This is a genomic window from Brevundimonas sp. UBA5713, from assembly GCF_002419815.1.
Classification (GTDB): domain Bacteria; phylum Pseudomonadota; class Alphaproteobacteria; order Caulobacterales; family Caulobacteraceae; genus Brevundimonas.
In genome coordinates this window covers 36,145-51,035 of the sequence record NZ_DIGV01000051.1, presented here as the reverse complement: position 1 = coordinate 51,035, position 14,891 = coordinate 36,145, and the positions used below count along the sequence as shown (strand labels likewise).

The window sequence follows — 14,891 nt, the reverse complement described above, 5'->3', positions numbered from 1 at the left end:
GTCACAGAGGCCAGCGGGCCATGCCCGCGGCCAGGATGACCACGAACACCAGTAGTATCATCTGGTTGCCTACCAGAGTGCGGGCGGCGCGGACGTCCTTTGTTTCCGGCACAAAAGCGCCGTCTTTCCGCTGCGCCTTGCGCCATTTCAAATAGCTGAGCGTGGGACGGATCGAGGCGATAGCGATCAGGGCAAACAGTCCCATCTTGCCCCAGAAGAGATGGTTGTCTGCATAATAGGCCCAGCCCTTTTCGCCCCATATCACGCGAGCGACTCCGACCAGCACCATAAGGCCTGCGGTTGCGCCATAGCCGATGTCCAGTCGCGCGATGCGCTGAACGGGTACCGGGTCTATTTTAAGCAACGCCATCTGTGTGGCCAGCATGACGATCAGCCCCACAAACACGACATGGTGCAATGAGGCCAGAAACCATCCAGTCATCTGTCTTTCCCCTCTCGGTTCGCGCTAAAGGCGAGAAGGAAGCATGACGCAATTTTTGGGCGATCAAAAGCGTAAGCGCTGGTCAGGTGGCCGAGAAGTCCGACGCGAGTGGTGATCGCTTCGCAAAGAGGGCGTAACCGTTTATGCCGTTTGCCTATGAACCCGTTTCTGATGGTGGCGGCAGGTGGTGCTCTCGGGGCCGTGGCGCGGTATGCGACGGGGCTGGCAGCCACGCGGATGTTCGGCGCAGGAAGCTGGCCGTGGGGCACGCTTGCGGTCAATGTCGTGGGCGGCCTGTTGATCGGGCTGGCGACGGGATGGATCGCCTATCGCGGCGCAGCACAGTCAGAGGCCATTCGCCTTTTTGTCGTGGTCGGGGTATTGGGCGGCTTCACGACCTTTTCGGCGTTTTCGCTGGAAGTGGTCAGTTTGCTTGAGCGCCGCGAGATGGCCACGGCCACGCTTTATGTGCTCGCTTCAGTTTTTCTTTCGGTGGTGGCCGCCTTTGTCGGCCTGACCATCATGCGTAAGGTTTTCGGATGAGCCGCGAAGTTCAAATCCTGTATGTGGCAGAGGCTGAGGACGGCATCCGTCTGGACCGCTGGTTCAAGCGCCGCTGGCCGCACCTGTCGCACATTCAGGTGCAGAAGATGTGCCGTGCGGGCAATATCCGTGTGGACGGTGGCCGCATCAAACCTGAAGAGCGCCTGACCGCCGGTGCCGCTGTGCGCGTGCCGCCGATCCCCGAGCCGGTCGAGCGCGTGCCGGGTGAAAAGCCCAAGATCAGCGATCGTGATGCGGCCTATGCCAAGTCTCTGGTGCTGTACGAAGATGACATGGTGATCGCCATCAACAAGCCGGCGGGGCTGGCGGTTCAAGGCGGCACCAAGACCACCAAACACGTTGACCGGCTGTTGTCGGCGTGGGGTGAGGGGATGGAGCGTCCGCGTTTGGTGCACCGTCTGGACCGCGACACCTCGGGCGTGCTGCTGCTGGGCAAGGGGCCTGAGGCGGCTAAGCGTCTGGCAGGGGCCTTTGCCCGCCGTCATGCCAAGAAGACCTATTGGGCGATCGTGATCGGCAACCCGAAACCGGCGTCCGGCCAGATCGATATGGCGTTGAAAAAGTCGGGTATCAACGACTTCGAAATCATGCGCCCCGCCGACCCCAAGGAACACGGCGCGGAAACCGCCGAGACCGCCTATGCTACTGTCAGCCGCGCCGCGCACCGCGCCGCATGGGTGGCGCTGCGCCCGTTTACGGGCCGCACGCACCAGCTGCGCGCACACATGGCGGGCATTGGTCACCCGATCCTTGGCGATCCAAAATACGGCAACGACCAGTCCAAAGAATTGTCGGGTACGTTGAAGCTGCAACTGCACGCGCGGCGCATCGAGCTGGACCATCCCGGCGGCGGCAAGCTGATCGTCGAAGCCCCGCTGTCGCCGGAAATGAAGGCGGGATTTGCCCACTTCGGTTTCTCGGAAGACGAAGCCGACGAAGACATTTTCCATAACGTCAAACGCATCCGCTAGGGCGGACAGGGAGAAGTCTCTTGGGGGAGATGACGCTTAAGCAGCGCGCGCAGGCGGCACAGCAGCGTGCCGCCCAGCGTGACCTTAAAGGGGCCTTGGCTCTGATCGAGAGCGCACCGCCCGAGCAGGCGGCTGAACTTCTGGCTATGCGCATAGCCTATCTGAAGGCGCTGGATCGTCGCGACGACGTGGCGGCCATCCGCCGCCAACAGGTGGCAAGCCAGCCCAAGTCTGCCATCGCCCATCATAATCTGGCCTCTGCACTGGGCGACATGGGGCGTAATGAAGAGGCGCTTTTCCACGCCCAACAGGCAATGGCTCTGGGCGGGGATGCCCCCGAAACGTGGATCGTTCTGGCCCGCGCCCTGCAAGCGCTCCAGCGGTTCGATGAAGCCATCGAGGGGTTCCGGCAGGTGCTCGCCCGCCGTAGTGACTATGCCGAAGCGGTAACAGAACTGGCGCAGATGATCTGGCTGACCGGCGGTGAAGTCCATCAGGCCCGACAGCCGCATCTGGACGCTCTGGCCAAACATCCGGCCAATCCGGTGCTTTTGCGCGGTTTGGCCACCTTCAACGAATATGTCGGCATGGACCCGCGCGAGAACTGGCGGGACCTGACCGACCGCGCGAAGAACGCCTCGGGCCAATCGGCGGCGGTCGAAACGGTGGCGACCTATCTGGCGCTGAAGTTCGATCCGGCGCTGGCCCTGCGACACGCCGAACGGGCCGTCGATATGGCCGGGCAGGATTTGGCCGCCTGGACCATGCTGGCGCAAAGCCTGCTAGTGAACAGACGCGCGAACGAGGCGCTGGAAATCCTGCCGCAGCTGATTGCTGCCGCACCTGAGGACCAGAGCCTGCTGGCCTATCATGCGACGGCCCTGCGAATGTTGGGACGCGCCGATCCGCTGGGGCTGGATAATGGTGACGCCCTGATCCGTGCCGCCAACATCGACACGCCAGAGGGCTGGGCCGACCTGCCTGCCTATTTGGCCGATCTGAAGATTGCGCTGGAGCGCCAGCATAGCTTTGTGCGCCACCCCATCGGCCAGAGCCTGCGCCATGGCACACAGACGCCGGTGGACCTGCGTCGCGTGGATGATCCGGTTATCCAAGCCTTTTTCACCGCCATCGACGGGCCGATCCGCCAGTATTTGAGCGCGCTGGGGCAGGGGAATGATCCGCTGCGCCGTCGCCACACGGGTGGCTATCGTATTGCGGGGTGCTGGTCGGTGCGGCTGGGGTCGGGCGGTTTCCACGAACAGCACATCCACCCGCAGGGCTGGCTGTCGTCGGCCTGTTATATAGATATTCCAGAGGCGGTGGATCGCGGCCATGAGGGCTGGATCGGCTTTGGCGTGCCACCATTTCACCTTGCCAATCCGCTACAGCCGCTGAAACTGGAAAAGCCGACCCCGGGCAAGCTGGTTCTGTTCCCGTCATGCATGTGGCACGGAACGATCCCTTTCGAGGACCCGAGGCCGCGCCTGACCATCGCCTTTGATGTCGTGCCGGATTGAGTATGATGACCGCTTCAGATGCCCCGCTGGCTGTATTCGATGTGGACGGGACGCTGGTGGACAGCCGTGCCTCTATCCACGCGGGGGCCTGTGATGCCGCGCGTGTGCTTGGCCTGCCGGAGCCAAGCTATGATCGCGTGCGCCAGATCGTCGGCCTGACGCTGGATAAGGCGCTGCACGTGCTGGAGCCGCAGTTGACGATGGCGGAGCTGGCCGAGTTTGTGGCGGCGTTCCAAAAGAGTTTCCGCGACCGCTATGACGCGGGCCACGAAGAACCCCTTTATGACGGGGTGATGGACACCCTGCGCCTGCTGAAAAAGGACGGCTGGAAGCTGGCCATTGCGACGGGGCAGAACAGCCGTGGCGTGGCACGCAATCTGGCCCGTCCGGAATGGAGCGATCTGTTCTTGTCGGCGCACTGTGCATCGGATGGTCCGGGCAAGCCTGATCCGTCCATGCTGCTGTCGGCCATGCATCGCAATGGCGCGACGCCGCAGCGTACGGTTATGATCGGCGACACCAGCCACGATATGCTGATGGCTATGAACGCCAAGGTGACAGGGCAGGGCGTGGGCTGGGGCTTCCACACAGTGGAAGAACAGATCGCCGCCGGTGCTGCCCATGTCGCCACCGATTTTCCTGATCTGGAGGCGGCGCTGAACCGCTTTGCCTCCGTGGCCCTCGCGGCCTGATAATCCGAGTTTAGACCTATGAGCCACATCCCCCCGCTCGACCCGAACGTCGCCGCCCGCAAGGGCTTCAAGGAATCCGAAGAGCGTATCAAACGCTTCTGGAAGGAGGCTGGCGTCGCTGAAGGAGAGGGCGGCTGGGCCGTGGTTCTGGATGGTCGTACGCCTAAGACGCCCGCGCATCGCAAACTGGTTTTGCCGACCCAAGCTGCCGCGCAAATGGTGGCCGACGAATGGGCGGCGCAGGGCGAGTTTCTGGAGCCGGGCACCATGCCCGCCACCCGTCTGGCCTCGACGGCCATCGACCGCGTGGTCGAGGTGAGAGAAGCCGTGGCCGACGAGATCACCGCCTATGCGGGCAATGACCTGACCTGCTACCTCGCCGAGGCACCACAATCCCTGATAGAGCGTCAGGAGCGCGAGTGGGGCGCGTGGCGCAAATGGGCCGAAGACACGCATGGCATCCGTCTGGTGCCGGTGCAGGGCATCGTCCACCAACCGCAGGATCAGGCCTCTTTGGACAAGGTGAAGGCCTTGGCCCTGTCGCTGGATCACTTCCAGCTGTCGGGTCTGGCCATGGCGGTGCCGCTGCTGGGTTCGGCCATTCTGGGTCTGGCCCTGCAGCAAGGCGCGCTGGACGGCACCACGGCCTATGACCTGTCGCGTCTGGACGAAGCCTTTACCGAAGAGCGCTGGGGCGTCGATGCCGAGGCCGCCGAACGCGCGGCCAGCCAGCGTGCCGAGACGGTGATGCTGGAGCAGTGGTTCAAGGCGCTCGGCTAAGCTTTTAACTAAACGGGATTTATGTTGAGCTTCCTGCACTGTTTTTGGTGCGGGAGGTGGCGTGCGCGCGTTCGATAGTTCGGTGTCGTGGAAAAGGCTGCTGCCCGCCTTTGCGTTGGCTGTGGGCTATGCGCTGATCCTGTACGCGTCGATATGGCTGGGCAGCGACACTTTGCGGTTGCTGTCGGGCCTGATCCTGATGTCGATGGCGACTGCCAGCGTGTTCTCGGCCATTGCCGATCCCAAGGGGGAGCGCCCCCTGCGGTTTCACGTCAAATGGATTGTGATCGTCATCCTGGTGCTGCTGGTGCTCAGTGTCATCTTCTTTCGGGAAGGCGGCATCTGCGTCGCCATGGCCGCGCCCTTCTTTTTCATGGGGGCGATCATCGGATCGGCCCTCACGGTTCTGGTGTTGCGTCACCAAAGCACGCGCAAGTTGCCGCCGTTGATGATCATGCTGCCGTTGCTTCTGGCCCCGCTGGAGACCTATTTTACCTATGAGATGGTGGACGATCAGTTCACCTCGGTGATCGAGATCGACGCGTCGCCCGCCGACATCTGGGCCGAGACCATCGAGATCAGAAACATCGCGCCCCCTGAGCGCCAGCGCACCTTTAGCCACGATGTTGTCGGCGTACCCAAGCCCGTGGATGCCCGTATGGAAGGACAGGGTGTCGGGGCTGTGCGCCAACTGCAATGGACCGACGGCGTACGCTTTCAGGAGGTGGTGACCGAGTGGGACGAGAACCGCCGTCTGGCGTGGGATTTCCGCTTTGGTCCGGACTCGATCCCTGATCATGTTGAAGCCCATATCGACGTGGACAGCAGCTATCTGAAGCTGGCGCGCGGTGAATATGTGCTGGAGCCGCTGGCCGACGGTCGCTCGCGTCTGACGCTGACCACCCACTATCGCATTGCCACGCCGATCAATGCCTATTGCCAGCTGTGGGGTCGCATCTTCCTGAACGACTTCCACTCGACAGTGCTGAAGGTCATCAAGACGCGCGTCGAAAGCCGAGGTTAAGGCGTCAAACTGATCGCTTTCCGAATTGGAAACTTATCACTTGCCAAGTTGGAAAGTCGTGATACTTTCCATCATGGAAAGTGAGGGAAGCTGATGACCCGCGAAGAAGACAAACTGGATAATGCCGGCGCTATGGACGCGCTGAAGAGCATTCGCGACACGCGCGAGCAGACGCTGGGCAAGATGGATTATTGGCCATGGTGGTATGATGTGGGCTATGCGGCCTCATGCGCACTGCTGGTCATGGGGCAGGGGCTTGGCACGGCTATCGGCATGGCCTGTACAGCCGTAGCGATCGCCATACTGATTATCATCATGCGCAGATGGCAGGCCGAAACCGGCGTCTGGGTAAACGGCTACTCGCCCAAGCGGGCCCGCTGGGCGGCCATAGGCTTGGCGGCGCTTCTGATCGGCTTGATGGGGCTGAGCCTGTGGCTGGGCCGGGGTGAGGGCATCATCTGGGTACCGCTGGTGTGCGGGGCAATCGCGGCGGCGCTGGGCATGGTGGGCATGCGTGTGTGGATGCACCTGTACCGCAAGGACGTGAAGGATCTGACATGAGCGCGCCGGTGTTTGATCCTTTGATCCACGCGCCGGGGCGGTTGCAGATATGCGCCATCCTGTCGGCGGCCGAGGCTGAGTTCGCGGTGGTGCGCGACGCCATCAAAGTGTCGGACTCGGTGTTGTCCAAACACGTCAAGGCACTGGAAGAGGCGGGCTATGTGTCCGTGCGCAAGGCGGCCATGGACGGGCGCCAGCGCACATGGCTGTCCATGACCTCTGCGGGCAAAAAGGCCTTTAAAGCCCATGTGGCCGAGTTGGAGCGGTTGGTAAAAATCACCGCCGAGCTGACGGTCTAACCGACGCTGGCCTTGATCAGGGCGTCACGTTCCTCAGGGGTGATGTGACGCCACTGGCCTTCGGGCAGGGTCCCCAGCTGAATCGGGCCGATGCGGGTGCGGAACAGGTCCACGACTTCCAGTCCGACCATTTCGCACATCCGGCGGATCTGGCGTTTGCGGCCTTCCTTGAGGATGAATTTCAGGTCCTGGCCACGGATCAGGGTGACCTTGGCGGGGCGCAGTTTGCGACCGTCCAGCTCCAGCCCGTGACGCAGCTTGCCCAGCTTGCTCTCGGTGATCGTGCCGACCACGCGGACCAGATATTCCTTATCGAGTTCGGACGTCGGGCCGATCACCGCCTTGGCCACCACCCCGTCCGACGACAGCATCAACAGCCCGCGAGAGTCTTCGTCGAGACGTCCGATCGGCGGCAAGGATTCATCGCGGCGCGGGATATAGCCGTCATCGGCGCGGTTCTTGAACGAAAGCAGGCGAACGGCGGGGATCTTGCCGGGCTCAGGCTGGCCCGAGACATAGCCGATGGGCTTGTGCAGCAGGATGGTGAAGCCGGAGGCCAGCGCTTCCTCGCCGCCCTGATTGAGCGTCAGCGTCTGGCCTTTTTCAATCTTTCGACCGGCATCGCGCACGACTTCGCCGTCGATGCTGACCAAACCGTCAGCGATCAGGCCTTCCGCTTCGCGGCGCGAGCAGACGCCCGATTGGCCCAGCCATTTGTTGATGCGGACGGGCTCGTCGCCATCATAGGTGCGGGTAAAGGCCATGAAGTCGTCTCAGGGAATGCAGCGGTTGCAGGCTGTGTAGGATCACGGCCAAGGGCCTGACAAGGGCACAGTTTATCACTGTGTTTTGTCAAAATATTTCGATCTTGCGTATGAGATCACGTTTTGCGCTATCGCATTGACCTGAGCGGTCAGTGGACTATATCAAAAGTCATCTCTTGGAAGTCTGGATTTAAAGACCGAATGGCGAAGGCCTTCGGTGCTTTTGCGTTTCCAAGTCCTTTCGCGGTGCGTTTCTGCATTTTCTCAAATGTTGCGCGCCTATATTTTTAAACTGCTCAAAGGATACAAATTGTACGCACAGCAAAAAGCTTCGTCCGGCCCGCGCGGCCGCCGTCCGATGAACCGCCCGATGCCGACCCGCGTTCGTATGGGTCTGGTCATGCGTAAAGGCATGGATTTTGGATCGATGGGGGACGTCGAAACGGCGCTGCGCATGCAAGGTGTGTCACTGGCCCCGATCTCGACCGGTGAAGGCAGCCTGACAGTGGGTGGCGTTACCGTCATGGCCACCGCCACCGCAGACGATATCGCCTCGGGCCGCGTCAAGGGTCTGGTGGTTCCCGGTGGTGCCGATGGTGAAACCGGTGCCAAGAACACCCGCGACCTGATCGAACTGGCACGCAACAACGGCCTGCCGGTCATCGGCTTTGGCGACGCTGTTGCCATGGGGGCCGATGTGTCGGGGCAAAACGTGGCCGGTGAAGGCGCGATCTTCTCAGCCAAGGGCGCGACCGCCATTCAGGACAAGGCCGAACTGGCCAAACTGGTCGGCGATATCGCCGCCTAAATCTTGCGGAACTGCAGGCTGAGGTTGTTGGCGGGCATTTCCGAGCGCAACGTCAGTCTAAAGCCGGCAGCGCGGGCGAGGTTTTCGACCTCGCCCCTGTCGCGCAAACCCCAGCTGGGATCACGCGCCTTCAAACTGGCATCGAAGGCGGCATTGGAATCAGCCAGCGGGACGTCGGCCTCCTTATAGGGGCCATACAGATACAGAAGACCGCCCAGAGGCAGGCGGCTTTGTGCCAGTTGCATCAAACCTTCGGTCGCGGCCCATGGGCTGATGTGCACCATGTTGATGCAGGCGATAGCGTCATAAGGCCCTTGCGGCCACGAAGCCTCATCCAGAACATCCAGATTGATAGCGGTGCCGATGTTGGGCAGGGCGGTGGCCTTGGCCCACAGGTCGATGCTGCGGCGCGCGTCGGCACTGGGATCGGATGGCTGCCAATGGATGTGGGGCAGGGCCGAGGCGAAATGAACGGCGTGCTGGCCCGAGCCCGAGGCGATCTCCAGCACCTTGCCGCTTTCAGGCAGGTGGGGCTTTAGCCGCGCCAGAATGGCATCGGCATTGCGTGCGGCGGCGGGAGAAATCAGGGCACCGTCCGGTGCGTGGCCAAGGCTGTCCATGGTGTGCATTCGCCCACGATAGACGGCCTGCCGCAGCCGCGCACCCGTTTAATCTGTGCAATGCCCCAGTCGGCGTATCAGGATTCGAACACGCTCGCGCGGCATATAGGCGGGGGCAACCACGCGGTGAATCAGTAGGCCCTCGACAAAGGCGTCCAGCCCTACGGCCGTGGCTTCGTCAAAGTGGCGCATCAGCCAGTGGCGACCACCTTCCAGCCAGCGTTTGACTTGCTCGCGCATGTCCGGATTGCAGGACACATAGCTGTACAGCTCCATCATCAAGGTGATGTGCCGTGGCTGTTCCCAGAATGGCGAGAAGATATAGTCGGTTAACGCCTCGCAGGCTTGCTCCGGGGAATTGGCCGGCGCGATGATGGCGTCAAAATGGTCGCCCACCTGCTGGGCATAAAGACTGAAGCTGTGTTGCAGCAGGTCGTCCATCCCTTCGAAATGATAGGTCATCGAGCCAAGCGGCACATCGGCGCGCGCGGCGACGCGGCGGTGGGTGACGCCCTGCGTGCCCTGTTCGGCGATCACGTCCAGCGTCGCACGCATGATGCGCTCGCGGCGTTCGGGGTCATGCCGACGAGTTCGGCCTTCAGTGTCGGACAAAAATGAAATCCTTCCGCAACCAATGTGTACAAATGTACATTGTTTGCGTACGTTTGTACACATAGCGTTGTGGAGTGGCCGATGTTTCCGGCAGATGCCCGTCGATTGAAAATCGCCCTGCTCGTTCTCTACTTCTTGCCCGGGGTGGCTCTGGCGTCATGGATCACGCGTACGCCTGCGATCCGCGAGATGCTGGACGTCAACGTGGCCGAGATGGGCATGGTGCTTTTCGGCATGTCTACGGGTGCCATGACAGGTGTGCTGGCGTCTGGTCCGCTGATCAGCCGTATCGGGGCTCGCAAGGTGACCACGATCGGCATGGCATCTCTGATCGGATCTTTGCTCTTTATCGCAGGCGGGACGGGATCGGGATTGATACCGTTGACGGTTCTGGGACTGTTTCTGTTCGGAGCAGGCGTGGGGCTGTGCGAGATCGCTATCAATCTGGAAGGTGCCGCACTGGAACGGGCCACCGGAACCCATGTGCTGCACACCCTTCATGGATGTTTTAGCCTCGGGGCCCTGATCGGCGCGGTGCTCGGATTTGTGCTGACGCATTTTGCGGTGTCGCTGTCGGTTCACCTGAGTGTTGTGTTTTTGGTGGCCGCGGCTGCCGCGCTCTATTTCGTCCGGCAGTTGCCGCCATCAACCGGCCTGCGCGTGCGAAATGAAGGGGAGCCGACCCAGTCGAACGGCTCCGTGCTGGGCATCGTCAACGGCCCGTTGCTGTTGATCGGCCTGATCGTTCTGGCGGTGGCTCTGGCCGAAGGTTCGGCCACGGACTGGCTGCCCATTCTGGCGGTGGACGAGTACGGCACCTCGAAGTCCACGGGCTCCTTGACCTATATGGCCTTTGCAGCCGCGGTGACGGCGGGGCGTTTGGGTGGCGGCGGGATCTTGAAGCGCTATGGGCGCGTCGCGATCATTCGCGGCGGGGCCGTGATCTCGGGACTGGGCATGGTCGCCGTCATCATGGGAACCGCGCCGTGGATGGCCGTAGTGGGTGCCGTCCTTTGGGGTCTAGGTGTCTCCATGAGCTTCCCGTTGGCCATCTCTGCCGCTGCCGAAGGAGAGCAGGGCGAGCAACGCGTGAAGCTGGTGGCCATCATGGGCTATTGCGCCTTTCTGGCTGGTCCCCCGTTGCTTGGACTGGCGGGCGAGGCGTGGGGGCTGCGCCATGCCATGCTGGTTGTACTGGGTCTGACGGGGGTGGTGCTGATCATTGCAGGTGCAGCGCGTCAGAACTCTCGATGACGGCACTCTAAGTGCTTGAAATACCGAATCGAGAGCGCTGCCGAGATATGTTCTAACCTGTGCACTTCGTTGGGGATCATGCACCCGCGGCTCGCGCGTACGTGAAACGGCCTTAGTCTTTGCCGCTAAACGAGAAAAACAAACTATTCTGATCGTTTAGAAAAATGGTGCAGTGCGGAATGTCGTTATCGAGGTTGACGCGACGTGCACCAAGCGTCATTTCGCCTGAAACCAAGCGTGATCATACACGCGGGCGCCCGTGTAGGGGGCGCAAATGGATTCAGGAGAGCAGACGTGAGCCAACCGATCCCCGGCCTTCATCCGGCCCCGACGCAGCATCAGGGCCTTGTCGCCTGGGTGGAGCAGATCGCTTCGCTGACGCAGCCGGATCGTGTGCAGTGGTGCGATGGTTCTGAAGCCGAGAAGCAGCAGATCATTGCTGACCTGATCGAAAAGGGCACGCTGAAGGCTCTGGACCAAAGCAAGCGTCCCGGCTGCTACTATGCCGCTTCCGATCCCAAGGATGTGGCGCGCGTGGAAAGCCGCACCTTCATCTGCTCTGAAAATGAAATTGATGCCGGTCCGACCAATAACTGGGCTGATCCGGTGGAAATGCGCGACCGCATGGAAGGCCTGTTCGCAGGCTGCATGAAGGGCCGCACCATGTATGTGGTGCCGTTCTGCATGGGCCCGCTGGGCTCGCACATTTCGGCGCTGGGCGTTGAGATCACCGACAGCGGCTATGTGGCCCTGTCGATGGGCGTCATGACCCGCATGGGCAAGGCCGCTCTGGAACAGATCGGTGAAAACGGCTTCTTCGTTCCGGCGGTTCACACGCTGGGCGCGCCGCTGGCCGAAGGTCAGGCGGATGTGGCTTGGCCGTGCAACGAGGACAAGTGGATCGTCCACTATCCGGAAACGCGCGAAATCTGGTCGTACGGCTCGGGCTACGGCGGCAACGCCCTGCTGGGCAAGAAGTGCTACGCCCTGCGTATCGCCTCGGTCATGGCCCGCGACGAGGGATGGCTGGCCGAGCACATGCTCATTCTCAAGCTGACCTCGCCGGAAGGTGTGGTGAAATATGTCGCCGCCGCCTTCCCGTCGGCCTGCGGCAAAACCAACCTCGCCATGTTGCAACCGGCACTCGACGGCTGGAAGGCCGAGACGGTCGGTGACGACATCGCCTGGATGCGTTTCGGCGACGATGGCCGCCTCTATGCCGTGAACCCCGAAGCGGGCTTCTTCGGCGTGGCACCGGGCACCAGCCGCAATACCAACAAAAACGCGCTCGAAACGCTGGTGAAGGACACCATCTTCACCAACGTCGCCCTGACTGCCGACAACGATGTGTGGTGGGAAGGTCTGACCAAGGACGTGCCGGAAGGCATGACCAACTGGAAGGGCCAGCCGCACGATCCGGCCTCGGGCGAGCCTGCCGCTCACCCGAACGCCCGCTTTGCCGTTTGGGCAGGCCAGTGCCCGTCGATCGCCCCTGAGTGGGAAGATCCGGCCGGCGTGCCGATCGACGCCATCCTGTTCGGCGGTCGTCGTGCCTCGGCTGTGCCGCTGGTGACCGAAGCGTTCGACTGGGAACACGGTGTGTTCCTCGGCTCGACTGTTGCTTCGGAAGGGACTGCTGCCGCCGAAAACAAGGTCGGCGAGCTGCGCCGCGACCCGTTCGCCATGCTGCCCTTCTGCGGCTACAACATGGGCGACTATTTCGCACATTGGCTGAAGGTCGGGGCTTCGGCTCCCGACGCATCGAAGCTGCCGCGTTTCTTCTTCGTCAACTGGTTCCGCAAGGACGAGAACGGCAAGTTCGTGTGGCCGGGCTTTGGTGACAATGCCCGCGTGCTGAAGTGGATCGTCGAGCGTCTGGAAGGCAAGGGCGCTGCGGTCGACACCGCCGTGGGCCGTATTCCGGCGCGCGATGGTCTGGACCTGTCGGGTCTGGAGTTGAGCGAAGCCCAGCTGTCGACCCTGCTGGACGTTGATGCCGACGTCTGGACCGAGGAAGCCAGCCTGATCCCGTCCTTCTATGAAAAGTTCGGTGACCGTCTGCCCAAGGCCCTGTGGGACCAGCATGCAGCGCTGACCAAGCGTTTGGCAGAGGCCCGCGCGGCCCGCATCGCGGCGGAATAAGACTTAAATCCTGTCTTGAAATCGGGGCGCGGGAGGTCGAAGGACAGCCCGTGCCCCATTTCAATTCGACCATGACCCGCAAAGACATCGTCATCATCGGCGCAGGCAGTTTCGGACTGGCCACGGCGGCTTGCCTGCGCCTGGCCGGACATTCGGTGACGGTGGTGGCACCGGACGACACGCCTGCGGCCTCGGTGGCGGCGGGCATGATCGCGCCGGCCATGGAGACGGCGATTGACGATCTGTCGCCGCAGTTGGCCGAACTGTTGAAACGCAGCCGCGCGCTGTGGACGTCATTCGCCGCCGAGGCGGGTGTGGACCTGCAACTGATGCCCGCCGAATGGCGCGGGGAGGGCGCGCAGAAACTGTCCGAGCGGATGACTGCGCGCGGGTTCGAACATCACTTCGACGCCCCCAGCCAGACGCTGGTCACCAACGAGGATGCCAAGCTGGACCCCGTCGCGGCGCTGGCCGTGATGGCGCAGGGCATCACCCGTCTGCATGAAAAGGTGCAGTCCGTTGCGCGTGACGGCGACGGCTGGTCGGTGGTGACCGACAGTCAGACGCTAAGGGCCGATGAACTGGTGGTCGCTACAGGGGCGGCGGCCTCGATCGACGGTACGCCCGAGCGGGCAGTGGCGGCGGTCAGCGCGCTGATCCCCATTCGCGGTCTGATCGGCATTACGCATGAGCGACTGTCTGACCATGTGGTGCGCGGGCCGGGGGCCTATATCGCGCCTGTAAATGCCGGCCCCTATGCCGGAGGATCGGTGATCGGGGCGACGATGGAGAACGGGGTGCGGGATCTGACGCCTGATCCGGCGATGTGCCAGTCCATGCTGGACGCGGCCTTCCGTATTCTGGGGCAGCCGCCGCGCATGATCCCGATGAGGTGGCGGGCAGGCATTCGCGCAGCTTCCGGTGACGGGTTGCCGCTGGCGGGTCCGGTCGAGGAGGGCTTGCATCTGGCATTGGCCCCGCGCCGCAATGGCTGGCTGTTGGCACCTTTGGTGGGCGCGCAGATCTTGGCGGCTGTCGAGGGCCAGCCCTTGCCGGAACCAGCCCTCGATCCTCGGCGGTTCTAGTCCGCCAGATTGAAGCGGATAGTGACGTCCACGCGGGCTCCGTCCACGGCCTGACCGTCAACGGTGCGCGGACTCATGACGAAGTGGCGCGACAGGTTCAGGGCCGCGCGGCCAAAGCCGTACCGGCCTGTCTCTGACGTGACGGCACAGCCGCTGAGACGGCCAGAGGTCAGCACCTGACAACTGATCACGGCCTGACCCGAAACATTGCGATCCAGCGCCGCATTGGGATAGGCGCGCATCAGCTGGTCGGCGGACGGACGCTGGACCCAGTCGGGATTGTTGATCACCGGCGGGGCAGGCGGTGCGGCGGGCACGGTCGGTGCTGTGACCGTCCCATGGCTTTCAGTCAGAACCGGCGTGGCCAGGGTGATGGTGGCGGCGGTCGAATCCGTCACCGTGGACACCGGCACATTTAAGGTCTCGACGGTGGCGGGTATCGGTGCCGTCGGGCGGTGGATGGCCGGAGCTGCAGCGGTCGGCGCAGGTTTGCGCTCGACAGGTTCGGGCTTCGGACGATCCAGATACACAACAGTAGGCTGGACCTCGGTCACGGGCGGAGTGAGGGCCGCGGGCAGGTCAAAGCGGCTGTGATATAGCCAGACACCCACGCCCGCATGGGCGGCCAAGGCGGTTACGAGTACGGCGGTCCACAGTCGACGCGAGCTGGTCGCTCCGCCGCGGTGATCCAGAATGGCGGACAGATTCGCTCCGCCTGCGGCACGTGTCATCATCATGATCTGCGCCTCCGTT

Annotated in this window: 17 protein-coding genes; 12 read left to right on the top strand and 5 right to left on the bottom strand. The window is 62.6% G+C overall.

The features are described from left to right. Position 1 precedes the first annotated feature (1 nt). Positions 2-442, bottom strand: coding sequence for a DUF2214 family protein (locus tag B3B04_RS12625; protein ID WP_292043402.1), 441 nt, complete (start codon positions 440-442; stop codon positions 2-4). Positions 443-598: 156 nt separating this feature from the next. Here B3B04_RS12625 and crcB point away from each other — a divergent pair, with 156 nt between their 5' ends. The 8 genes from crcB (at position 599) to B3B04_RS12585 (ending at position 6,853) form a co-directional block, all read left to right on the top strand. Next, positions 599-985, top strand: a complete 387-nt coding sequence (crcB, locus tag B3B04_RS12620) for a fluoride efflux transporter CrcB (RefSeq protein WP_292043400.1) — start codon at positions 599-601, stop codon at positions 983-985. After that, positions 982-1,977, top strand: coding sequence for an RluA family pseudouridine synthase (locus tag B3B04_RS12615; RefSeq protein ID WP_292043398.1), 996 nt, complete (start codon positions 982-984; stop codon positions 1,975-1,977). The genes crcB and B3B04_RS12615 overlap by 4 nt, the downstream gene beginning before the upstream one ends. 29 nt (positions 1,978-2,006) lie before the next feature. Next, a complete protein-coding gene (locus B3B04_RS12610) occupies positions 2,007-3,497 on the top strand; it encodes a putative 2OG-Fe(II) oxygenase (RefSeq protein ID WP_292043397.1) in 1,491 nt (496 codons plus the stop codon). 2 nt (positions 3,498-3,499) lie between these two features. Continuing rightward, entirely contained in the window at positions 3,500-4,189 is a 690-nt protein-coding gene (locus B3B04_RS12605) for an HAD-IA family hydrolase (protein WP_292043396.1), read from the top strand. 18 nt (positions 4,190-4,207) lie between these two features. Further along, a complete protein-coding gene (locus B3B04_RS12600) occupies positions 4,208-4,969 on the top strand; it encodes an ATP12 family chaperone protein (protein WP_292043395.1) in 762 nt (253 codons plus the stop codon). A 61-nt stretch (positions 4,970-5,030) separates the two neighbouring features. After that, on the top strand, positions 5,031-5,993 hold the full coding sequence (locus B3B04_RS12595) for an SRPBCC family protein (protein WP_292043394.1): 963 nt from the start codon (positions 5,031-5,033) through the stop codon (positions 5,991-5,993). Between the two features lie 93 nt (positions 5,994-6,086). After that, a complete protein-coding gene (locus B3B04_RS12590) occupies positions 6,087-6,554 on the top strand; it encodes a hypothetical protein (protein ID WP_292043392.1) in 468 nt (155 codons plus the stop codon). Beyond that, positions 6,551-6,853: a winged helix-turn-helix domain-containing protein gene (locus tag B3B04_RS12585; protein ID WP_292043390.1), complete on the top strand. Its 303-nt coding sequence runs from the start codon at positions 6,551-6,553 to the stop codon at positions 6,851-6,853. The genes B3B04_RS12590 and B3B04_RS12585 overlap by 4 nt, the downstream gene beginning before the upstream one ends. Here B3B04_RS12585 and B3B04_RS12580 read toward each other — a convergent pair. Further along, positions 6,850-7,617, bottom strand: coding sequence for a pseudouridine synthase (locus B3B04_RS12580; RefSeq protein ID WP_292043388.1), 768 nt, complete (start codon positions 7,615-7,617; stop codon positions 6,850-6,852). The genes B3B04_RS12585 and B3B04_RS12580 overlap by 4 nt on opposite strands. 310 nt (positions 7,618-7,927) lie before the next feature. Here B3B04_RS12580 and B3B04_RS12575 point away from each other — a divergent pair, with 310 nt between their 5' ends. Further along, positions 7,928-8,425, top strand: coding sequence for a hypothetical protein (locus tag B3B04_RS12575; protein WP_292043387.1), 498 nt, complete (start codon positions 7,928-7,930; stop codon positions 8,423-8,425). On the opposite strand, the gene B3B04_RS12570 is transcribed toward B3B04_RS12575, so the two are convergent. Together B3B04_RS12570 and B3B04_RS12565 are read right to left on the bottom strand one after the other, a co-directional pair. Beyond that, positions 8,422-9,054, bottom strand: coding sequence for a DUF938 domain-containing protein (locus tag B3B04_RS12570; RefSeq protein ID WP_292043385.1), 633 nt, complete (start codon positions 9,052-9,054; stop codon positions 8,422-8,424). The two genes, B3B04_RS12575 and B3B04_RS12570, sit on opposite strands and share 4 nt — an antisense overlap. A 39-nt stretch (positions 9,055-9,093) precedes the next feature. Next, the gene (locus B3B04_RS12565; protein WP_292043383.1) at positions 9,094-9,657 is read right to left on the bottom strand and encodes a TetR/AcrR family transcriptional regulator; all 564 of its coding nucleotides are present in this window, start codon (positions 9,655-9,657) and stop codon (positions 9,094-9,096) included. 81 nt (positions 9,658-9,738) lie between these two features. Here B3B04_RS12565 and B3B04_RS12560 point away from each other — a divergent pair, with 81 nt between their 5' ends. From B3B04_RS12560 to B3B04_RS12550, 3 genes are all read left to right on the top strand, one after another. Further along, on the top strand, positions 9,739-10,911 hold the full coding sequence (locus B3B04_RS12560) for an MFS transporter (protein ID WP_292043382.1): 1,173 nt from the start codon (positions 9,739-9,741) through the stop codon (positions 10,909-10,911). Between the two features lie 294 nt (positions 10,912-11,205). Further along, positions 11,206-13,053 carry a phosphoenolpyruvate carboxykinase (GTP) gene (locus tag B3B04_RS12555; RefSeq protein ID WP_292043380.1) on the top strand — a complete coding sequence of 616 codons (1,848 nt, stop codon included), beginning with the start codon at positions 11,206-11,208 and terminating at the stop codon, positions 13,051-13,053. Positions 13,054-13,103: 50 nt separating this feature from the next. Then, positions 13,104-14,138 (top strand): NAD(P)/FAD-dependent oxidoreductase, encoded by a 1,035-nt coding sequence (locus B3B04_RS12550; protein WP_292043378.1) that lies wholly within the window; start codon positions 13,104-13,106, stop codon positions 14,136-14,138. On the opposite strand, the gene B3B04_RS12545 is transcribed toward B3B04_RS12550, so the two are convergent. Further along, entirely contained in the window at positions 14,135-14,875 is a 741-nt protein-coding gene (locus B3B04_RS12545; protein ID WP_292043376.1) for an energy transducer TonB, read from the bottom strand. The genes B3B04_RS12550 and B3B04_RS12545 overlap by 4 nt on opposite strands. Positions 14,876-14,891 lie beyond the last annotated feature (16 nt).